A 21,750-nucleotide genomic window follows, 5' to 3' on the forward strand; every position below is an offset into this window, starting at 1 on the left:
CGGTGAAAAGGAATGCTGCCGCAGCCTCTGTACTGTCTTCGATTAGCAAAATCATCCTTTATACGTTTCTTGGCCTCTCGTCCTTAATCGCCCTGTTCCCGCTTTGGTACGAGGTGGCGGCATCCTTTAGCAGCAGCCGGGCAATTACAGCCGGAGAAGTGATGCTATGGCCAATTGAATTCAACCTGCATGCTTACGATCGGCTTTTTGATGACGGACAAATTTTGATCGGCCTGCGCAATACGGTCTTGATCACGGTTGTTGGCACCGCATTGAACATGATTTTGACGATACTGGCTGCATATCCTCTTTCAAGACGCCGCTTGATGGGGCGAAGCGGGCTGCTAATGTTCGTTACGTTCACGATGTTATTCGTTTCTGGGATCATTCCGAGCTTCATTCTCGTCAAGACGCTGGGCTTAATGGATACTTATTGGGCATTATGGCTGCCAGGGCTGATCAGCACGTATAACATGTTCGTGATGAAAACGTTCATGGAAGGGCTGCCGGATGAAATTGAAGAGTCGGCTGCGATAGACGGAGCTGGAGATTGGCGGGTTTTAATGCAGATTATGCTTCCGCTTTGCAAACCGATTATCGCCTCCTTATCGCTGTTCTATGCCGTTGGCTGGTGGAACTCTTATTTCAGCGTTCTTCTTTATATAACAAAAACGACTTCCCAATCCTTGATGGTGAAGCTGTACCAGATGATTAATCAAGTGGATGCAAGCCTGCTTAACAATACTGGCGGAAGCGAGGGTGCGGGGCAAATCTTGTTAACGCCCGAGGGCATTAAAGCTGCGGCTATCGTCATTGCGGTCACGCCGATTCTGTGCGTATATCCGTTTCTTCAGAAACATTTTGTAAAAGGTGTATTGATCGGTTCGGTTAAAGGCTAATAATGAAAAGGGGATGATGTATTTGATGAAATTGAACAAAATCCGTAACTTGATCATGATGGCTAGCTTAATTGTTGTACTGCTGGCTGGTTGCACAGGGAAATCCGAGCCGATAAAACCTTCTGCACCGCCGAATAAGACCGATGCGCCAGCGCCAGTGGTTGAGCAAAAGAAAGAGATCAGCGTATCGATCCTTGACCGGGGCGAAGTGGCAACGGAGGAAGGCAGTTACGAAAACAACCGCTGGACGAAGTGGATCAAAGAGAATGCTCCTGCAAAGGTCAAATGGGTACCCGTGCCGCGCACACAGGTGCAGCAAAAATTAAACACGCTGATCGCATCGGGTACGGCGCCGGATCTCATATGGGAATATGACCGCAGCTATATTAGCCAGCTCGCTGCACAAGGCGCGATTCAGCCGATTGACGAATATATCGAAAAATACAGCACAACGTACAAAGCTTATTTGGCTAAGCATCCAGAGCTTAAACCTTTCCTAACGATTAATGGAAAAATGTATGCGATTGCAAGCGCACGTGGACAAGAAACGATAGCCAATCATGGCATTATGATTCGTCAGGATTGGTTGGATAAGCTGGGCTTGAAAGCTCCGACAACTGTTGAAGAATTAATTGAGGTTGCACGCAAGTTCAAAGAGGGCGATCCGGACGGCAACGGCACGGCGGATACGGTTCCAATCACTTTTAATTACAACGGTGTGCAAATTTTAAGAGCCCTTTTCTTCAATAACGAGAACCAATGGTATCTGGAAGATGGCAAGCTCACTTTCAGCCGGATACTGGATCGGTATACCGATTCGCTTGCTTTGCAGAAGCAGCTTTTTGACGAAGGGTTAATCGATAAGGAATACATTACGGATACGAATTTTCAGCGCTCGCTGCAGCTATGGACGACGGGCAAGTCTGGTATATATCTTGGCTCATGGTCGATGGGTGCAGAGTTTGTTGATTTGAAGAAAAATGTGCCGGATGCAAAAGTTGTGCCTTTGGAGCCTGTCGCTTCGAAGTACGGAAAAAACGGCCTTTACCAGGAAGTGCCGGCTAATATGTATATCGCTTTTAATACCAATATGAAAGAGGACAAAATTGAAGCAGGCGTCAAATTTTTGGACTGGATGCTGGAGAAGGGCTGGGAGCCGCTCAGAATCGGAGAGAAGGACGTTCATTATAAGCTCGTTGGCGAGGTTCCGCAGAAGACCGACGCTGATAAGTTCAAGAAGGAAGTGTTTTATGCAAGAGAGTATGCGATCTTGAACGAATGGGATCCGAAGCCGGAATGGTATGCGGTGATGGCGGCACAGGATCCGATTTCTCAAGAGCAGGCCGTGCTTAAAGCTGCAGGTCTTGAGATTGCGATGAAAAATAAATACAGACGGGACATTGCCTATAATCCTGATCTGCCTGAGGTCAGCCAACTGATTGCTACCTTCGCTCCGATTGCACAGCAAATTGAAGCCAAGATCGTAACTGGAGGAGGCGCGCTTACGCCGCAGGCTGGAATGGAGGATATTCGCAAGGAATGGAAGCGTTTGGGCGGTGAAAATGTAGAGAAGCTAGTGCAGGAGTGGTATGAAACGAACAAAGAGCATCTGAAGTAGAGGGGAAGGCCCTTCCCGAATGTGGTCATTACTTTTTCGGGAAGGGTTAATCGCCGATCCGAGTAGCAAAGGATGGATGGAAAATGATGACCATGAAAAAAGTTTTTTCATTATTCCTCGTCTTTGCATTGATCATGACGGCATCTGGTACGCTTGGCAAAAAAGAACATGCAGCGGCTGCAGAAGCGGTGGTCGCAGAGCTGCAAGCTGGCGATTATGAGAGCTCCGACGAAGTATGGGACTTCCTGCTGGGCGCTGAATTTCCCGGGGCGCAAGGAAGCTTTACAAGAGATCAGTCTGTATTCAAAACAGGTCTTTCTGCGGCCAAGGTGACTGGCGATTTTAACGGCGGCGGCTCTTACGTTGCACTGGAGCGGTATTTGACGAAACGAATAGTTCCGGCGGATGCGGTAAGCTTATCCTTTTGGGTGAAAACTGCGGATGCTGCATCGATTTATATTGTACTAATGGACGGAACGAACCAAAACCACTCGCAAAGGTTGGTGCTTCAGCCGACAACGGATTGGCAGAAGGTTACCGTAAATGCTTTTAATGCCGGCAGCGAATATACGCACTGGGGAGGCGCCAATGACGGAGCCTTTCATCCATCACTTAAGAAGATGACGATCAAGGTAGCACGGGCGGGACTGCGCACGGGGCTTAAGAGCGGCTCGGTATGGTTCGACGATCTCCGAATCAAGGTGACCGTACCTGACCTAGCCATCGCTCAAACGCAGGTTGGCAACGTATTTGCTGGTGCAAGCAAAGGCACTTTTGATGTATTAACAACGGGGGATACCGTCACATGGCAAACCTATGATGCTTGGGGTGAGCCCGGTTTAACTGGAAGCTCGCCGGTTACCGGAGGAAAGATCAGGCTTGAGGTGCCGGTACAATCAGATGGCTATTATCGTTTAAAACTATCAGCTTATCAAGCGGGGACTTTGATTAAAACAACAGAGACGACATTCGCAGCTGTGCCAACGTTTGATTTGACAGCGGTGACGGCATCACCGTTTGGCGTACAGACGCATTTTGCACATAGCTGGAACCGCGAGATGCTTCCTTTGGTCAAGTATGCAGGAGCCAAAAGCGTGAGGGATGCGATGTTTTGGTCTGAGATCGAGCTAAAAAAAGGCATCTACACCTATAACCCCAAATTTACACTCTATATGGAGGGGCTACTGGAGAACAGCATCGATCCGCTGATGACCTTCGCTTTTTCCAATCAATTTTATGATAATTTCCAAACGCCTTATTCAGCAGAAGCTCACGCCGCCTATGCGAATTATACGAAATCCGTACTGAACCGATTCGGCGGCCAAATCAAATGGGGAGAGATGTGGAACGAGTTCAACCTGCCCGGATTTGGAGGGAATGGGCCGGCTGCATCACAGCCCGATGTATACTTCAACCTAATGAAAGCAGGTTATGAGGCTGCCAAATCGGTGCGCCCTGATCTGAATGTGCTTGGAGGCGCGACCGCAGGCATTCCAGCCGAGTGGCTTGAAGATTTGTTCCAGCTCGGCGGGTTAAACTACATGGACACCTTATCCGTACATCCTTACCGTTATCCTGACAAGCCGGAGGGACTCCTTAACGAGGTAACCTCGTTAAATCAACTGGTGAAAACCTATAACAACGGACAGACGAAACCCATCTGGTTCTCGGAAATTGGATGGCCGACGCAGCTTGACCCACGCGGGGTGGATGAGAAGACGCAGGCTGCCTATTTGATTCGCACCTATGTACTTGGCATGGCAGCAGGAGTGGAGAAAATCTTCTGGTACGATCTGATGGACGACGGAACGGATAAAAAATATAACGAGCATAACTTCGGTATTATTCATAATGGCGGTGATCCGCTCGGCGCGTATACGCCAAAACCGGGTTATGTGGCGTTAGCGACGGTAGCGCGGCAGTTGACTGGCGCAAGCTTAACCGGTCAGGAGATTACAAACGGCATCTATCGCTATAAATTTAAGAAGGACCAGAAATCGATTCATGTGCTTTGGTCAGGGACGGATACCGAAACCGATCTGACTTTGAAAACAAATGGACCGCTGGTCGTAACGGACATGATGGGCCGTTCAGCTACCTATACGCCGAAGGACGGGGAAATTTACATTACGGCTTCAAGCGAACCTCTATTCATCCAAGGGAAAATCGATAAAGTCATGCAAGGAAGCAAATATAGGCTGAAGAGCGAACCATCCTTTACTGGTGATCCTATCAGCGTAACGTTATCCGTATACAAAGCATCATCTTGGAATCCGCCAAGCGCCCGCATTCAATTGCAAGGAGCAGTTCAAAATATACAGGCTTCTTCGGTCGGTACCTATCCTGCCGTATTTCAAGGAATAGGTGAGCCTGGCAGCTACACAGCAACGGCGGAGCTTGTCGTTGGCGGCAAAAAAATCGGCGCCTTAAAAAATACAGTGGTGATCAAGCAATCGGAGGAGCTTTCTGTCAAACATGTGCTGAAGGAGGGCAGCAACTTCCTGAGAGTTCGAATCGATAATACAAAGCCGGTTGATAGGCGGTTGACACAGATCGATTGGCAGGTGGGTGCGAATACCGAATCAGAAACTTATAATACGGTGCTGCCTGGTTTTACGGATTATACAATTGATCTTCCAATTCCTGCACTGATAGAGGGAACTTTAACGCCTCACCAGCTTACCGTCAATTTGGATGATGGCACCGTATTGTCTTCTTCAGGCAACTTGAGCAATATCGCTATCGCAAGTATGACGCCCATCATTAACCGCACGGTGCAGGTGGATGGGTCGATGGACGATGTAACCGATCTCCCTGGCATCGACCTATTTGAGGAAGGCCATTCAAGAGTGGTGCCGCATAATGGGCCGGAGGATTTGAGCGGTAAGCTATGGGTTACGTATGATAATGACCATCTCTATCTGTCGGCAAAGATCCATGACGATCTATTCTCGCAAACCAAATCAGGAGATGCGATTTGGAGCGGAGACAGCATTCAATTCGCTATTTCTTTGGGAACGCCGGGAGAGGCGGCGGAATGGTATGAATACGGAATGGCGCTGACACCAAACGGACCGGAATTATATCGGTGGATGGCGATGAGTGGTGTATTGACCGGACCGGTTACAAATCGCCAGCTCCAGATTACGAGAGATGAAACAAACAAGGATACGATCTACCGGCTCGCATTGCCTTGGACGGAATTGTCGCCGATTATTCCGAGTGACGGGATTCTAAGCTTCTCCGCTCTTGTGAATGAGAATGACGGCAATGGACGCAAAGGATGGCTGGAGTGGGGCGGAGGCATCGGGTCCAATAAACAGTCTAAACTATTTAAGCCTATGTTGATCGGCGGCGCTGGTTCAGCAAGCGTTAGCGGTGTGACGCTTGACAGGAGCCTACTTGAGATGACTGCGGGTGACCCTGCAGTTGCACTTCTTGCCGCGGTGACGCCAGAGAATGCTGCGAGTAAAGAGGTAACGTGGACAACAAGCGATCCGAATGTTGCGACAGTAAATGCAGGGGAAGTTACGCCTGTCGGAGTGGGTACGGCAACGATAACGGTAACGACGATGGATGGTTTATTTACAGCCAGCTGCATCGTTACAGTCACATCTGCTCCAGTCGTTGATCCGGAGGTGGAGACACCGATGCCTACTGAAATCGTGGAGCCTGGGTCAACAGAAACGCCAGAACCTAGTGAAACGGTAGTGCCAGTACCTAGTGAAACGCCAGAGCCGGGAAAGCCTGAAATAGCTCCGAATCCAGTGACTCCGGAGCCAACGACTAAAGCGCAAGAGAACGGAGCTTAATAGATACACGTTGAAAGGCAGGAGATGAGCAGTTCGCCTTAATGGCGGTCTGCTCACTGTCACTACAATGGCGACAGAGGTCAGGGGCTAGCCGCCCCTCCTACTCGATTTGATGCCGAATGTTAGACACTGTCGATAACCATCTTTTTGAGCGGTACCATCGATTCTTCCGGGACATAAAATTTGAATTTATTGTCGCTGATTTGTCCAAGCAGTTGACGGCGGATCGGATCTGCATCCATTAATAGATGTTCGTCTGCCTGATGATAGTCAATTGGACGCATCCAGATCGGGCTATAGCCGAGAAAGAGCTGCCTTCTCGTAAATTCGGATTGATTGATCGATCCGGCATGCCATAAATTTTGTGCGAAAATGAATACATCACCCGGCTTTCCGCACACTTGTACCTCGCCATCCAATTGCTGGCGCACATCCTTGTGGTTCGGATTATAGGGCTGCCTGTGGCTGCCCGGAATAATCTTTGTATTGCCGCGGTTCGGCTGTGTCATATCGCTCAAAATGTAACAGACTTTTATATAATAAGTAGCTGTTAAGCCTGCAATAACCGGAAACTGTGGATGAGGGCCGTCTTGATGCCAATCGATAAAGCTATGGGAAGCCGTCTTTATATCATTTGGATTTGGTTTTCTCACGGTCAGATGAGAAATATGCAGCTGAATATTATGTCCAAGCAAATTAACGATTAAGGGAAGGATTTCTTCGTGATCGATCAATGAGGCAATTTCAGTATGCCGAGAGACGCTGTTATAAATATTATGAGCAAACGTATCTTCCTCCTCTGCAAGGACCTCATCGATAGCTGCATTCAGGAGTGATACCTTTTCCTGTGAAAGTATATCGGGTAAAACCAAGTATCCTTGTTCATGAAAACGGCTCATTAATTCTGGAATATTTAGCGAAGCTGTACGCATTAGCCTCTCCTCCTTCTTGTAATTAATTTAATTATATGCGACAAATTTTCGTTGTATAATGTATAGATCAATCAACTTTCTTGTAAATAATTTCATAAAAGGAATGATGGGATTGGACAAGCCTAGGTTTCGCGAGCCCGAGCTGATTTACCATGTGTTTGTGAAGGATGCTGCGCATTTTCAGAAGACAGAGGATACTTACGATCACTGGGCTTTATTCATTGTTGAAGAAGGCGGCTTTGAGTATAGAATGGGAAATTCGAGGAGCGAGAGAGCTGTAAAAGGGGAGATGGTGCTTTGTCCACCCCATATGACCTTTTACCGCAAAACAGATGGCTTGTCATTTCACCTCATCGGGTTTCAGTGGCGGAATGCAGATAGCGCTGCCGGGGAGGACAACACCACTTTGCCCCCTACAGGAAAGCTTATTCTACTCAACAAAAAAAGAATGAGTTCTACACTTTCTTTGCTTCGCGAAGCTCGTTATGTGAAGGATAATCTGGTGCTAGAATACAAGAAACATCTGTTAAGGGATTTGATGTATGTCTATCAGATCGAAAGCATGAATCGTAAAACAAATTATTTATATAGCGAGAACCAGGTCTTGCAGCGCGTGGTACATATGCTTGAGCAGCAAGCGGAGGAGGGCGTTTCCTTGAAGGCGATCGCGATGGAGCTCGGCCTCAGCCAAGTGCAATTGACCAGACTGTTTAAGCAGGAATTTCAAACGACACCAAGTTCTTACGCCGCCAATCTAAGAATGGATAAGGTTAAGCTTATGCTAGTCAATTCTTCATTTACGCTTGCGCAAATAGCGGAGCAATGCGGGTTTACGGATGAGCATCATTTGAGCAAAAGCTTCAAGAAATCGTTTGGCATGAACCCGTCCTCTTATCGGAAAGCTTATACGATTTGAGCGAATCTATTTCGACAATATATTCCATATAAATTTCCTATAGGAGTATAAATAAAAAATAACCGCTGGTTTTAACCAACGGTTACCGGACAAGCTGGTATTAATAACAATAATAACGCTCCCAAATTTTGAATGAATCGTCCTTATGCTTATCCCACCAACAGATATCTTCCCACCAATCATCATTGTCGAACCAATCATCATTGTCGAACCAGTCAAACCAGCCTTTCTTGTCCCAATCTTTGTCGTTCTTATTTTTGCTTGGTTGGTTTGAATGATTATTGTTATTATTATTCTTGTTGTTGTTTTGCTTGTTATTATTGCTGTTGTTGCTGCTGTTATTTGTACTTTTCGTAATGGAGAACACAGACAAGATACTTGATAAAAAACCTTTCTTTTCATCGTATGGTTCTTTACTGGATGCAGCAAATGCGGAAGCAGGATACATACAGATGGTGATCAGCAACGTAAGTGATAAGATTTTTTTGAATTTGGACATGACATCAACACCTCCCGTCCCCGCTCTAATGGCGAACTTAATGTTCGTTATAAAGAATTTTATAATAATTATATCCTTTTGTAAACGAACAAATTGAAGAAAATGGATAGTTTGGAGGAGGACTTTAGCCATAGTTTCGTAGATAATAGAGTGAAGAATACTAGTTAAATCGAAATGGAGCGGGATGCATGTTATTGTCGAAGGGTCAAAAGGTAGATATCACTAGAGGACGCGAACTTACATCTGTGAGAGTTCAATTTGGTTGGACGACTAGAGAAACATCGATGAGCATCGATGCTGCTGCTTTTCTATTATCTGATCGAAATATCTGCGAGAGAGATGAACATTTTATATTTTATGGTAATCCACAAGCACAGGATGGATCTATTTCGCATGATGTGACAGAGAAGAGCGGTGACAAGGAAGCAATCACGATACACTTGAAGCGGCTGAGTGAAAATACGGAAAAAATAGCTTTTACAGTGACCATTCATGAGGGCGAACGGTTTGGACATTTTATGCAAAACGTATCGCATTTATATATTCGACTAGTAAATGGAAGTACAGATGAAGAGTTGTTCCGATTTGATTATGGCTTGGCGTTTACAAAGGAAACGGCCGTAGTCGTCGGTGAATTGTATAGATATAACGGTGAGTGGAAGTTTAACGCAATAGGGAGCGGTTTTTACGGAGGGCTTGAAGCGTTATGTACAAGCTACGGTCTAGAGATTGAGAGGGAAGAAGCAGAGGTAGCCGCTTCTGCAGCCGAAATGACTTTATCATCCATTGATTTGCGGAAAAAGATCGTCCAAATTACGTTGGAGAAGAAAAAATTAACGAGTGTTGCGGCTAGAGTAGGCATTGTACTTGATATTTCAGGTTCTATGCAGTCATTATACAGAAATGGTACCGTACAGGAGGTAGTGGAACGAATTCTCGCGGTTGCCAGTAAATTTGATGATAATGGGATGCTCGATGTCTGGGTTTATGATACTCATTTTAGCCGATTGCCTTCTGTTTCAGAAAAAGATTTTGATCAATACGTCCAACGTAAAATTTTGGATAATAACCATATTCATAAGTTTGGGCGCAACAATGAACCTCCAGTTATGGAAGATGTCATTCGTAAATATACGGTGGAAGAGGAAGCGGCCACGCCGGTATTTATTATATTCATTAACGATGGCGGCGTCGTCAAACCAATTAAAAAGGTCATAACTGCCGCAGCGGTTCAGCCGATTTTCTGGCAGTTCGTTGGCATTGGTCATTCCGATTTTGAAGTGTTGAAGCAGCTAGACACCATGGAAGGTCGGATTGTCGATAACGCAAACTTTATACATTTGGATGATATAGCAGCTGTATCGGATGAATTATTGTATGATCAGCTGTTAAACGAATTTCCGAGCTGGTTGGAAGCTGCAAAAGCGAAGAGGATCGTTAGACCAAATTAATTAGCATTTTTTATTTACAGTAACGACAATGGAAATCAAAGCCACCAGCTCAATAGGTCTGGTGGCTTTTGTTTATTTACTTATGGAAATAACTCGATTATCGGGATCCCAATCAATTTTACGATCAAGGCCTTCAATAACAAAACGCAAGGGAACCATGGTCATCGTATCAATAATCATTGGAGGGTAGTCTAATGTTATCGGCTTGCCATCGATAAATGCTTCTTTCTCTCTAATGGTGAGATTCAGTGTATGGTTAGCATCCGATATGGTCATTTTCCCTTTTACGTATTCCACTTTTGCACCTAGTTCATTAAATGTACTGCGAAGCGGAACGAAAGTAACGCCTTTGTAAATATAGGGATTAGAAGTGAGCGTTATCGTCTTTCCGTCGAGCTTAACGGTGATGGCTTTCTTCACTTGGCGCAGCTTTGAAACCATTTCACTTGAAGGAATATTCATTTGATTGTAATAGTCCATAATGGTTTCACTGCCTGTTCCATATCCGAATGGCACTTTAGACCATAGAGTTCCGTCTGCCTTCAAAATAATAAAAGAATCTTGATTAAGTGAATGGATCGCAAATTGTTTCACATTTGAAATGCCTGCAATGGGTGATGGATCAACTAGATCCTTGGAATTATTATATAAACCCCATAACGTTCCATCGGAATGAAGTGCTGCGCAGCTAAATGTTCCACAGCTTATATCAGAAGCCGATGTTATAAGTTTATTTAGTTTTAAACCTTTGTTTATTTCCCAAACCGTACCATCTGTACCGAGTATAATCGATTTTTCCCATGTGGCAGAAACTTTTTTAGCATAAATGCCAGGTAGCTTAAATGGGCTCATCAAATCTCCTGTATCGCTGCCCCATCCATTGTAATGACCCCAAATCCATGTTTCTCCTTTCGCATTAATTGCTGCTGAAAGGAAGCTTCCTGCGTGGACGGAGACAATATCTTTTAGTCCTGCAACTTGCTTTGGAATATTTTGTTCACTGACGCGTTTGCGATAATCTTCAGGCTTATAGGCGCTAATGTCCATGCGACCCAATTGACCCAACCCGCCGTTCCCCCATGTCCATACCGTGCCATCTGATTTTAATGCTAGATTATGGTCTTCTTTCGCAGCAATGTCGATGACATCTGAAAGACCATTAACCATTTTGGGTTTTGTTACAATAGCTTGTGCGTTTGTATCATAGGTATCAAAACCGCTTACGCCATCACCGTTCCCGCCCCAAAACCAAACGGTACCGTCTCTTTTGAGTGCGAGGCTGTAAAAGCCTGTGACTTGAACTTTAGTAACGTCACTAAATACAGGTACCGCAGCTGATTTGAAACCAATTGTTCCATCTCCCAGTTGTCCAGCAAAGTTATTGCCCCATGCCCATACCATTCCTTGGTTGTCTAACGCTATTGCTACGTTACCAGCCATTTCGACCTGAGTAAATCCTGCAAGCGAATTGGAACTGCTTTCTGCAGCTTTTAAATTGCTGAGAGGTGTTAGTGATAATGCTAATAAAACAGCAAGGCATACTTTCGTGAAAATACGTTTTTTCAAAGGTTAGCACTCCTTATTAAGCATTTAGGCTACTACAATTGTTTGAATGGGTATTAAATTGGTTCGAATGTATAGATGCCGATGATGTATGTTACATTCTAAACGAGAAATTTCCATTTTTTGTTTCACTTTTTTTTGAAACTTTTGGCCGCGCATAAAAAAATAACTATCGAATAAATAATTGCCAACTTGTTATATAAGTCATTCAAGAAGAAGAGTACTATTGTAAGGAGAATGAAATAGGAAAGGCGGTTTTGTTGATCATGTCATTTGGCGTTTTTTTGGAGAAAGGTCCTTTAGCTTGGGAAATTATTCAGCAAGAAGACGGAAGAGGCAAGCTTGCGTTATCGGGCACTTGGGAAGTGGACCGTGCAGTGTTCATTGGTCCATTTCAGGTGTTTGCAAGAGTGGTTCATGAGCATAACGGTAGAGATGTATTAAGCTGGACACCATGTGAAATGGTGGGTGAGAATGGATGGCGAGTGACCTTACATGTTCCGACTGGTGGTTTATACCGGTTGGAAACTTGCTTGCAGCATGATCAGAATGCGCTACTTGGTTCAGGAGCGATTCGCGGAGATATGATCCATCATATCGGTGTCGGAGATTTATGGATCATAGCCGGTCAAAGCAATGCGGCAGGTTATGGAAGAGGAACGGTAGAAGATAGTCCGATTCTAGGGGTTCATTTGCTAAGAAATAACGGATTGTGGGATCTTGCAACGCATCCGTTCAACGATTCCACGGCAACGATCCATGAGGTGAATATGGAGTGGGTAAATCCAGCACATAGTCCGTGGCTGCATTTTGGCAAGTTGTTGCAAAATGAGCTCCATTATCCTATTGGTTTCGTACAAACGGCTCTTGGCGGTTCTGCGCTTCGTGCTTGGAATCCTGATGAAGAAGGTCATCTTTTTCGAAATATGATCGAAACGGTGCAGCGCTGCGGCGGCAAAGTGGCTGGCGTGGTATGGAACCAAGGCAGTTCCGACTGCAATTCTGAAAGCGCCGATACTTACTTGGAGCGTTTTACAAAGGTTGTTCAATATTGGCGTAAGGAATTGAACATAGCTGAGCTTCCCTTTGTAACGGTCCAGCTTAACCGCTTCACCAATATTCAAGAAGACAAAGAGCATCACGACAAACAATGGGGGAAGGTACGCGAAGCACAGCGGCAAGCTGCATTATCCATACCCTCGGTTTCTGTCATACCTTCACTTGATTGTCCGATGTCTGACGATATTCACAACAGTCCTGCAGGAAATTTAATAATTGGGAGCCGTGCGGCGAATATAGCATTGCAAGTGGTTTATGGTTTACAGCGGCAGGCGTACCCGCCTAATTTGGAATATGCCATTTACATACAGGAACATGAATCGGATTCACATGCCATTAAGCTGCGCTTTAAGCATGTATCGGAACGACTATTTGCGATAAATCCACAAGCGGATTTGTTTGGTATAGAGGACGAAGAGGGTGCTATTCTATTGAACGGCTGGACAATTATATCGAGCAATGAAGTGTTGCTTAAATTAACGAGAAAGCCTAGCGGCAAACTTAGTGTTCACGGTGCATATCAGACGAATCCGGCATCTCAGATGCTGATTGATACGGGGACTTATTTGCCGATGCTGGCTTTTTACAATGTGGAAGCGGTTGCTGAAATATAAACGTTTTTTTTAGATTACCGTGTAAGAGAGCGGTTGGAATAGAAATAGATGCTTATAAATCTGTAGTCCAATGAGCAAGGACTGTTGACCATGCAGGTAATGCTGAGGTTAGCAGTCTTTTTTTATAATGACGTGTATATCAATTCTAGACACAAAGATGATAATCAGAGCCATTGTTGAAGAAGGATCGGCGCAGTAATATACAAGTATAGCAAGACAACTGCAAGCAGCGTCAATCACACTCGAATAATGGAGAGGGGATTATCATTATGCTTACAACACAAAGCGAACTTTTAAAGCCGCTATCTAACGAACAACTGGAGCAATATCATAAAGACGGATTTATTATCATCAAAAAAGGCTGCAGCGCGGATTTAATCGATGCCTTTAATAGACATATTTATGAAATGCGTTCTACGCCACTAGATGAAACGCCGGATTGGGCACGCACCTCCGAGAAGGCACGCTATTCTACTCGGCTGTTCAACCCGCACCAGCATGACAGCTTCTCGCGACAAGTGATGAAGCTTCCGATCGTTAGGGGGGCTCTAGCTCAGCTGATGGAGAAGGAGGCCGTTTGCGTACAAAGTATGTTTTTCTATAAAGAGCCGGGTTCACCTGGTCAAGCTGCGCATCAGGACTACTACTATATTAAAAACGATCCAATGACAATGGTTGCCGCTTGGATTGCGATGGAAGAGCAGGTAGATGTGCAAAACGGCTGCTTATGGGTTATTCCTGGCACGCATAAGCTTGGGCTTTTGCCGCATGGCAAGGTGAAAAATGTCGATGAGCATGAAGAATGGACGGACGAGACAGAGGGCATCGATTTAAATCAACAGATTCCTGTTATTATGGAAAAAGGAGATATTCTTTTCTTCCATGAGCTATTAATTCATTCCTCTAACCGTAATCGGAGCACTGACCGCTGGCGTCGTTCTTATGTTTGTCATTATATTCGTGAGGACTCAGCAGTTACATTGCGTGAAGATCTGCGCGAGAAATATTCGTTGATTTAATGGCTAATACTGTAACGTTCAACCGAATCAGATCGGCTTACGCTGGCACAGTTATTTATCCGGCTAACGGTCGTTATGGCCCTCGCGTACAAGAGGATATACAGCTCGTACTGCTGCATTCGGGCGAGATGAGCATTGAGATCGATGATGAAGTTCATGAGATCACACCTGGGTCTGTCGTGCTGCTAAAGCCGGGGCACCATGAACAGTTTATATTCTCGAGCAAGGGTGAAACCTGGCATCGCTGGATATCTATTCATATTGAGGACTTATCGGAGGCGGAAAAAGATTACTTCGAGGAACTGCCGCTATATCAGCGCATCTCGGAGGAGATGAATCGATTAACAGATTTAATGCTCTCTGTGCAATATGCTCATCCATCCGAAAGTGATCTGCTTCGCAGCTTGGGTATGTCGGCGATCCTGTTATATGTCTCTGAAATGTCGCGGACTCGAGCACTTGAGGAAATTCATCCGTCTATTCTAACGGCAAAAAGTCTGATTCATAGTACTTACCACGAGGAGATAACTTTGACTATGCTCGCTGAGCATGCAGGTGTCTCGCCAGAACATCTTGTTCGATTGTTTCGAATTGGCGAAAAAACGACCCCGATTAAATACCTGTGGCATTATCGGGTGTTAAAGGCTGTTGAATATTTAACCCATACTGGTTTGTCCATTACTGAGATTGCAATAAGATGCGGTTTCAAATCAACCTTCCATTTTGCAAGGATGGTTAAAAAGAAGATGGGGAAGACACCAACCGAAGTAAGACAGTTCTCATGGAAAGGCAATCCAATAGACAAAGCATAAAAAGTTCGCAGTGAATACCCTGCGAACTATTTTCTTATTTCTTTTGAAGCTCTGCTTCTATAAAACGAATCCATTCGCGCGAAGCGAAGGATAAGTACTTGTCTTTGCGCCATATCATCGATAATTGCCATGGGATTACAGGCTGAACAACGGAAACCGAAGCAAAACGTTTTTTGTCCAGCTGTCGGCATATGCCCTCAGGCAATAGCGTTACACCGTATTTAGCTGCAATCATTTCCGTCATGAAATCCCATTGCGAGCTCTCAAACACGATTTTGGGCTCGAAGCCTGCTGCTTCACAATGTTCTTTGATTAAATGATGGATCGTAAAATCTTTGCGAAACATAATAAATGGCTCTGATTCTAGCTGCTTCATCTCGATCATGCATTGACCAGCAAGCTTGTGTTCAGCATGAACAACAAGGCGTAAATTCTCGTTGATGCAGGGAAGGACATGATACCGTTCCACATCCTTAACGGGAAGAATGACCATACTAAAATCCAGTTCTCCATGGAGAATATCTTGTTCCAAGCTTTTTCCGCCCTGTTCAATGACATGCAATCGAATTTGAGGATAATGAGACAAAAATTTCTCAATAATGAGCGGTAAAAAATATCCGCCTACCATGGGAGGAATGCCTAAGCGCAGCGTTCCTTTTTTCAATTTTACAACTTCCTCAAGTTCACTCGACATATCCTCGAAGGATTGTATAATTTGTTTCGCTGAACGGAGAATCGATATGCCGGCATCCGTCAATTCGATCTGCTTGGAGGAGCGATCTATCAGCTGTGCACCAAGATCTTCTTCAAGCAACCGTACCATTTTTGATAATGAGGGCTGGGTTACATGCAGCTTGCGTGCGGCTTGTGTGAAGCTGCCCGCTTCAGCAACCGCGACAAAATAATTTAAATGTTTAAGATCCATTTATATTGCTCCTTCAGCTTTAGAGCAGGAATCATTCGATAATCTGCTTTATGATCACCTATAGTGAAAAGGAATGAAAACTATGCGATATATGTATTTTACCTATATATAAGATGGGTGTAAACTTAGCGTTATCGAAAAATTTTATGAAGAAAAAAGGTGTTACCATGAACGTATTAGAAAAATTAGCTGTACCTTTATCATCAAGACCAGCATCAGCATCACTAACCATTAAGGAATCGATTGTTCTGCCGCCAGATACCAATCATCACGGAACGATTTTTGGTGGAAAGCTTATGGCATATATAGATGATGTGGCTACGATAGCCGCAACGAAGCATGCTCGTCGTCCCGTCGTTACGGCTTCTACGGACTCCGTCGATTTTCTTCATCCAGTAAGAAAAGGCGATGCAGTAAGCTTATCGGCTTTCGTTACTTGGTCACATAAAACGTCTATGGAGGTGTTTGTCCGAGTAGTGACGGAGGATTTGCTTACAGGGGGTCGCAAGGTGTGCGCTACCTCATTCCTGACGTTTGTTGCATTAGGTGATGACGATAAACCAACGGTTGTGCCTGGCGTATTAGCCGAATCAGATGAAGAGCGGCTATTGTTCTCTACTGCGCCTGATAGGAAAGAGGCAAGACGTATACGAAGACAAGAGAGCAAGCATTTTGCCAACTACATGGGAACAGATTATGCTTTTAAAGAAGCGCAATCCAAATCAGTTCCGCAGCATTCTATTAATAAAGGTTACGAATCTGCTTGGGGCTCGGACTGGTAAATGCATAATTAATATTACAAGGCTACTGTAAATTATTACAGCAGTTTTTCTTTTTCTTGGGTGATAAATTGTTTTGAAAATAGGGATAACCTGTTGCCGCATATCCTATAACGAGCAAACATTCGTTCAAAGGAGCATGCGATGCATAATGCAGGGACTTTATTTTTTAAGCTGATCATTCATCTTTTTTCGCTTCTTTTTATATTTCCCGCAATTTTGTTCTCCATTCTGGTGTTATGCTTGACGGATAATGTGAAATCCGGAATGGTTATGCTTATTTCTGCGTTGATTTTTCATATTATTGTGAAAATTAGCGGCTACTCGCATTCTTTATCACAAGGAGATCATGAATATCGGTTAGACAGGCGAGAAACCGAAATATTTAGCGAGTGGACATATGAAAAAGAATCGCCGCCACCTCTTGTGGACATTTATCGTGAAATTGATTGTTGGAATGGGGAAACTGAGGCATTATACCGCATGATTCGAAATCGTGAACAAGGTATTTACTCGGAGGATCGTACTGAACGATGCGCAGAATGCAAGCAGAATAAGTGCGGAAATAGGCATGAAGATTAGAATGGGCAAAGCAGTGAAATGGATGATCAGAAAATATTACCAGCCATATTAATAAATATTAATGACGTTATGCCCCTGAATTCATATAAGATATGCGAAAGATATGTAAACAGGGAGGTTATATGATCATGGAAAAGAAACGCTGCTTATTCTGTTCTGAGATCGTACCCATCGAACAAAAAGGTGAGTATGAGCGCTATTTGGGCTGCAACTGCGCACCGGGAAGTTATTACAGTTTATTAAGAGATAGTTACCTTGCTATTAATTCATTGTCCTATCCTATAAAAAATAAACGTTTTCCCATTATATCGGGGTACATTCGAGAACAATTAGATTGTGGTGAAAAGATTACTCTTACAATTGATGACTTGGAAACGATTGAAAAAGCACCACATATTCCGCTTTCAATTGAAGATAAAGAAGCACGGCTTCTTCAATATTTATATCGGCATTCCGATGATCCTGGACAACCGATCGTCATTCAGCCGCTCTCGCAAAATTTTAATTTAACTTATTCACCAAACCTGCAAGAGCTCGTGTACATTGTGGAGAAACTAAGGGAAGCTCAACTAATTGTTAGAGAAGGGATTACTTTCAAGCTTACGGAGAAGGGATGGAACGAAGCGGCAGCAAGAGCAGGGGGAAGGAAGTTGAAAACCTGCGGTGTACTGCTCCCAGACAATCAGCCATTGCAAGCGGAATGGTTTGAGCATGTATTTCCCAAATTAGAGCAGTTTGGTTATTTGCCGTTTATGTTTCAACAATCAGATACTGGCGGCCATGAAAACCATTCCATAACGAAGCTAGCTGAAAGCAAGCTTATCATTGCGGATATTACAAGCCATTCACCGGAGGTATATTTTGCAGCTGGGTATGCGCTTGGCGCAAATGTTGAGGTCGTGTGGACGATGAATAGCACACAGGAGGACGAGCTGTGCGTTCAGCCGGCGTCCATTAGGCCAATGATATGGGATGATGCAGGGGACCTTGCTGCGCTGCTTCAACAGCGGCTGAGCTTTAAAAAATAATCTATAGAATCAATACACAAAACACACGCTTAAAAAGGTGTGTTTTGTGTTATTTATGTTATTCTACGTCTAGCTGCACATCGTGGCAGGTTTTAAGGCGGCATTAAAAGCAGCTCGATTTTCCCATAAGAATGAGTGAATTTGGCTAGACTCATCAAAGAAATACTCCTGCTCATCCATGTAATCTTCACCTAATCCATGTACGCTGAATCGATCCTCACTGTTATTCATTAGAGTCCACTGTCCTCCGCGTTTGCGATCTGCGAATACAAAATAAAATTTTTGACCGGTTGCATCCCACTGGGCTAGTTGCTTGAAGTTTTCTAAAATAAATGCAATATCATTTTTCTTTTTGATCAACATGGTTCATCTCCTCTTTCTTTATAAAAATAATTGTCATATTAGCGTGTATGCTTGCATAAGAACAAGACAAGAATATACGATTTTATCAAAAAAGTATGTCAAACGGTAGGAACGATTTATAGGATTGTTTGACGAATAATGGCGTACTTGATATATGGGAAAATCAGTTATACTATAAATGTCAAATAACATCAGCAGTTGAAAGAAAGGATGTTTATAAATGAGCATTTATTTTGCGCTTTTACGAGGAATTAATGTAGGCGGCAATAACATGATAAAAATGGCTGAGCTTAAACGAATGTTTGAGGAGCTTGGCTTTGCACGTGTGCAGACGTATATTAACAGCGGGAATGTCATTTTCGAATCAAATGAGAATGCAAACAACCTTGAAGAGAAAATTGAGAAGCAAATTAGTGAAGTGTTTGGATTTAATATTGCTGTAATACTGAGGACGGCGGATGAACTTGTAAGCATTATTGATAAATCACCATTCAATGCAGCTGAGCTAACCGAAGGTCAGAGTATACATCTCACTTTATTAAAAGAGGCGCCTACACAAGAACATATTAATAATTTGCCTGATGTAGACGTAGGCAATGACGAATATTACATAAGTGGTAAAGAGATTTATGTGCTTTATCGAAACAGTATTCTTGATTCCAAGCTGCCCAAAAAATTTCAAAGTTTAATGCCAGCTACAGCTCGAAACTGGAAAACAATTATGAAGCTTGATGCGATGGCAAAAGCATTAAAATAAGTACAGTGTTAGAACGAAAAAAAGGATAGGGCACTATTCTTATAAAAAGAATAGACCCCAATCCTTTTTAACATTAATGTTTATTAACCGTTAGCTGCTTCATCTTCAACGTTCAGTTGCCACAAGATGCCAAGCTTGTCCTTTACTTGGCCGTAGCATTTGCTCCAGAACGTTTCTTGGAGTTCCATTAGGACAGTACCGTTTTCCTTCAGCTTATGAAAAAGCGATGTTACTTCATCTTTATCTTTGCTGACGATCGAAAGGCTTATATTGTTTCCTTCAATAAAGGGCATTCCAGGGAATACATCAGAAAACATAACATTGCTGCCTAAAATGTTTAAGCGAGCGTGCATGACTAAGTTTTTTGCTTCCTCAGGAAGGGGATATTCTGGGTTTGGTGGAATATCGCTGAAAGTAGTGAAATTTGTAATTTCAGACCCAAACACTTGCGCATAATATTCGACCGCTTCACGACAATTCCCATTGAAATTCAAATAAACATCAACTGCCATTTTATTCACTCCTTCATGATTATTGGCTCATTATTGCACCAATATTTTCATTCCAATTGTATCATTAGATGGTCTGGAATCAAATTTTTTTTGGAAATTTAAGATGTTATTTTGAAAAGATTAGGCAGGATAACAAATAGAAAAACAATAAGAATAATGATACTGCTTATCCGGCTCATTAGTATGTAAGCATCGCTAGGTTCTGAAGTTCCTTTAACCATCCAGCCGTATCTCATGTGCCAACCGAACTTAGGGAAGAAGATATTAAGGAATGCAATGATGACAAAGAGGATAGCAAATAATACCACAAGGATCAGCCCCTTATTTGTGTATTCGCGATTAAATGAAGTAATTAAGAAAGTTAAAAATAGATAATCGGTATTTCTTTTATTGTACATGATAAAAGGCTAAAGCAGACTAATAAAATGGAATAAATTCCTTATTGTTATTGATTTATGTAATGGAAAAAAGGAAGACCACAAGGCCCACGAAATGGTCCTTGTGGATAATATAAACGTCTATTACCGATACGGGTTAGACCTTCTTTTTAGTATCCTTTACCATAACCAGCGCCAACTCCGCCAACGCCACCGTACCCACCGTATCCGCCAACACCGCCAAATCCGCAACTGCAAGCGATAATCACCAAGAGAATAAAGAGGACTAAGATGATTCCTAAGCTCGAGAAAGCTCCACCAACGTGACCAGACATTTTTCAATGCACCTCCTTACGTTTTGTGTACTGTGTAATTTATGCTGGATGGGTATTTGTTGATTGGGTGTTTGTTACGTAGTCAAATGATTCATGTCATTAGCCTAGTTATAGGTTAGACAGAAGCGAAAAAGAAGTATGGATGTCGTTGGGATGACAAACTTGAACATGAAAATGCATTACTTTATAATGTGCTTAATAGAAATACAATTCATAATATGATGTTTAAGCCGCATAAGTGGCTGAAGGAGTGAGTGATATGAGTACTGCAAATCGTGGAGTTAATATCGGACCTCCTAGATTTAAAATAGCGGTTCATTCCATTGTCTGGTTAGCGCAAAGCGGCAGCATTTTATCAAGTGCGATGATTGCGAATCAGGTGAATTCGCATGCAACTTTTATGAGAAGAGTCATGCAAGCATTAGCGGCAGCCGGCATTGTGGAGTCAAAGGGCGGAAGAGAAGGCGGATATATTTTAAGGAAAACGGCGAATGAAATTACATTAGGCGACATTTACGCGGCAGTAAATACATGTTCAGCGGAACCAGAAGGTGATGGCAAATGTGGAGAAACAGGCCATAAACTGGACGTAGAGCTGGAAAAAATTCTGTTTGAAGCTGAGCAAAAAACGATTGATTACCTTCGACAGTATACTATTAATGATGTGATGGAGCGTGTAGATTTTTTTGTCGTTTAATTTTTTCAACAAAGTACTAGTCAAACGTTTTGAAACGAATTATAATGTGCTTAAATGAGTTGCAGTTAACACTGCACTTTTATTTTTGTATTATATGTGCTTATGACAAGCACAGTTAACCTTGAAGATTATGGGGGTATGACCTAAATCGGAAATAACACAGTAAGTAATAAATATTTGAAAAGTTTAGTCTGTTTTATA

At 43.3% G+C, this 21,750-nt stretch carries 21 protein-coding genes and 1 pseudogene; 14 read left to right on the forward strand and 8 right to left on the reverse strand.

Going from position 1 to position 21,750, the window contains the following annotated elements; all coding sequences use genetic code 11:
* The first annotated feature begins 2 nt into the window (after window positions 1-2).
* The 3 genes from BK120_RS01795 to BK120_RS01805 all read left to right on the forward strand — a co-directional run bounded on the left by BK120_RS01795 (window position 3) and on the right by BK120_RS01805 (window position 6,329).
* Window positions 3-899 (forward strand): carbohydrate ABC transporter permease, encoded by an 897-nt coding sequence (locus BK120_RS01795; protein WP_256710755.1) that lies wholly within the window; start codon window positions 3-5, stop codon window positions 897-899.
* Between the two features lie 25 nt (window positions 900-924).
* Window positions 925-2,517, forward strand: coding sequence for an extracellular solute-binding protein (locus BK120_RS01800; RefSeq protein WP_076265750.1), 1,593 nt, complete (start codon window positions 925-927; stop codon window positions 2,515-2,517).
* A gap of 83 nt (window positions 2,518-2,600) precedes the next feature.
* A complete protein-coding gene (locus BK120_RS01805) occupies window positions 2,601-6,329 on the forward strand; it encodes an Ig-like domain-containing protein (protein WP_076265751.1) in 3,729 nt (1,242 codons plus the stop codon).
* 122 nt (window positions 6,330-6,451) lie between these two features.
* Here the strand turns inward: BK120_RS01805 and BK120_RS01810 are convergent, their stop codons facing one another.
* Complete coding sequence (locus tag BK120_RS01810) at window positions 6,452-7,261, reverse strand: phytanoyl-CoA dioxygenase family protein (protein ID WP_076265752.1); 810 nt, start codon at window positions 7,259-7,261, stop codon at window positions 6,452-6,454.
* 106 nt (window positions 7,262-7,367) lie between these two features.
* Between BK120_RS01810 and BK120_RS01815 the strand changes: the two genes are divergently transcribed.
* Entirely contained in the window at window positions 7,368-8,177 is an 810-nt protein-coding gene (locus tag BK120_RS01815) for a helix-turn-helix domain-containing protein (RefSeq protein ID WP_256710782.1), read from the forward strand.
* Between the two features lie 100 nt (window positions 8,178-8,277).
* Here the strand turns inward: BK120_RS01815 and BK120_RS35115 are convergent, their stop codons facing one another.
* Window positions 8,278-8,676, reverse strand: coding sequence for a hypothetical protein (locus tag BK120_RS35115; protein ID WP_076265753.1), 399 nt, complete (start codon window positions 8,674-8,676; stop codon window positions 8,278-8,280).
* A 188-nt stretch (window positions 8,677-8,864) separates the two neighbouring features.
* Here BK120_RS35115 and BK120_RS35825 point away from each other — a divergent pair.
* Window positions 8,865-9,383 (forward strand): annotated as a pseudogene (locus BK120_RS35825) (TerD family protein); the annotation flags it as partial.
* Window positions 9,384-9,446: 63 nt separating this feature from the next.
* The gene (locus BK120_RS35830) at window positions 9,447-10,127 is read left to right on the forward strand and encodes a vWA domain-containing protein (protein WP_256710783.1); all 681 of its coding nucleotides are present in this window, start codon (window positions 9,447-9,449) and stop codon (window positions 10,125-10,127) included.
* A gap of 72 nt (window positions 10,128-10,199) precedes the next feature.
* Here BK120_RS35830 and BK120_RS01830 read toward each other — a convergent pair whose 3' ends face one another.
* Window positions 10,200-11,693, reverse strand: a complete 1,494-nt coding sequence (locus tag BK120_RS01830; protein WP_076265755.1) for a stalk domain-containing protein — start codon at window positions 11,691-11,693, stop codon at window positions 10,200-10,202.
* 263 nt (window positions 11,694-11,956) lie between these two features.
* Between BK120_RS01830 and BK120_RS01835 the strand changes: the two genes are divergently transcribed.
* From BK120_RS01835 to BK120_RS01845, 3 genes are all read left to right on the forward strand, one after another.
* Window positions 11,957-13,363 carry a sialate O-acetylesterase gene (locus tag BK120_RS01835; protein ID WP_076265756.1) on the forward strand — a complete coding sequence of 469 codons (1,407 nt, stop codon included), beginning with the start codon at window positions 11,957-11,959 and terminating at the stop codon, window positions 13,361-13,363.
* Between the two features lie 269 nt (window positions 13,364-13,632).
* A complete protein-coding gene (locus BK120_RS01840) occupies window positions 13,633-14,382 on the forward strand; it encodes a phytanoyl-CoA dioxygenase family protein (RefSeq protein ID WP_179089724.1) in 750 nt (249 codons plus the stop codon).
* Window positions 14,382-15,194 (forward strand): helix-turn-helix transcriptional regulator, encoded by an 813-nt coding sequence (locus BK120_RS01845; protein ID WP_076265758.1) that lies wholly within the window; start codon window positions 14,382-14,384, stop codon window positions 15,192-15,194. The genes BK120_RS01840 and BK120_RS01845 overlap by 1 nt, the downstream gene beginning before the upstream one ends.
* Window positions 15,195-15,228: 34 nt before the next feature.
* Here the strand turns inward: BK120_RS01845 and BK120_RS01850 are convergent, their stop codons facing one another.
* Window positions 15,229-16,119 (reverse strand): LysR family transcriptional regulator, encoded by an 891-nt coding sequence (locus tag BK120_RS01850; protein WP_076265759.1) that lies wholly within the window; start codon window positions 16,117-16,119, stop codon window positions 15,229-15,231.
* A gap of 167 nt (window positions 16,120-16,286) precedes the next feature.
* On the opposite strand from BK120_RS01850, the gene BK120_RS01855 reads away from it, so the two are divergent.
* The 3 genes from BK120_RS01855 (at window position 16,287) to BK120_RS01865 (ending at window position 18,508) form a co-directional block, all read left to right on the forward strand.
* Window positions 16,287-16,901: an acyl-CoA thioesterase gene (locus BK120_RS01855; protein WP_076265760.1), complete on the forward strand. Its 615-nt coding sequence runs from the start codon at window positions 16,287-16,289 to the stop codon at window positions 16,899-16,901.
* A gap of 141 nt (window positions 16,902-17,042) precedes the next feature.
* Entirely contained in the window at window positions 17,043-17,480 is a 438-nt protein-coding gene (locus BK120_RS01860) for a hypothetical protein (RefSeq protein WP_076265761.1), read from the forward strand.
* A gap of 128 nt (window positions 17,481-17,608) precedes the next feature.
* On the forward strand, window positions 17,609-18,508 hold the full coding sequence (locus BK120_RS01865; protein WP_076265762.1) for a hypothetical protein: 900 nt from the start codon (window positions 17,609-17,611) through the stop codon (window positions 18,506-18,508).
* Window positions 18,509-18,577: 69 nt separating this feature from the next.
* Here the strand turns inward: BK120_RS01865 and BK120_RS01870 are convergent, their stop codons facing one another.
* Window positions 18,578-18,871: a hypothetical protein gene (locus BK120_RS01870; protein ID WP_076265763.1), complete on the reverse strand. Its 294-nt coding sequence runs from the start codon at window positions 18,869-18,871 to the stop codon at window positions 18,578-18,580.
* Window positions 18,872-19,091: 220 nt separating this feature from the next.
* Here BK120_RS01870 and BK120_RS01875 point away from each other — a divergent pair, with 220 nt between their 5' ends.
* The gene (locus tag BK120_RS01875; protein WP_076265764.1) at window positions 19,092-19,628 is read left to right on the forward strand and encodes a DUF1697 domain-containing protein; all 537 of its coding nucleotides are present in this window, start codon (window positions 19,092-19,094) and stop codon (window positions 19,626-19,628) included.
* 83 nt (window positions 19,629-19,711) lie between these two features.
* Here BK120_RS01875 and BK120_RS01880 read toward each other — a convergent pair whose 3' ends face one another.
* The 3 genes from BK120_RS01880 to BK120_RS35120 form a co-directional block, all read right to left on the reverse strand.
* On the reverse strand, window positions 19,712-20,140 hold the full coding sequence (locus BK120_RS01880; RefSeq protein ID WP_076265765.1) for a VOC family protein: 429 nt from the start codon (window positions 20,138-20,140) through the stop codon (window positions 19,712-19,714).
* Window positions 20,141-20,238: 98 nt separating this feature from the next.
* Window positions 20,239-20,538 carry a DUF6199 family natural product biosynthesis protein gene (locus BK120_RS36355; RefSeq protein WP_372238947.1) on the reverse strand — a complete coding sequence of 100 codons (300 nt, stop codon included), beginning with the start codon at window positions 20,536-20,538 and terminating at the stop codon, window positions 20,239-20,241.
* A gap of 149 nt (window positions 20,539-20,687) precedes the next feature.
* Window positions 20,688-20,852: a hypothetical protein gene (locus tag BK120_RS35120; protein WP_179089725.1), complete on the reverse strand. Its 165-nt coding sequence runs from the start codon at window positions 20,850-20,852 to the stop codon at window positions 20,688-20,690.
* A gap of 259 nt (window positions 20,853-21,111) precedes the next feature.
* Between BK120_RS35120 and BK120_RS01890 the strand changes: the two genes are divergently transcribed.
* Window positions 21,112-21,549 carry an RrF2 family transcriptional regulator gene (locus BK120_RS01890; RefSeq protein ID WP_076265767.1) on the forward strand — a complete coding sequence of 146 codons (438 nt, stop codon included), beginning with the start codon at window positions 21,112-21,114 and terminating at the stop codon, window positions 21,547-21,549.
* Window positions 21,550-21,750 lie beyond the last annotated feature (201 nt).

Origin of the sequence: Paenibacillus sp. FSL A5-0031, from assembly GCF_001956295.1 — a bacterium.
In the GTDB taxonomy this organism is placed as follows: Bacteria; Bacillota; Bacilli; order Paenibacillales; family Paenibacillaceae; genus Pristimantibacillus.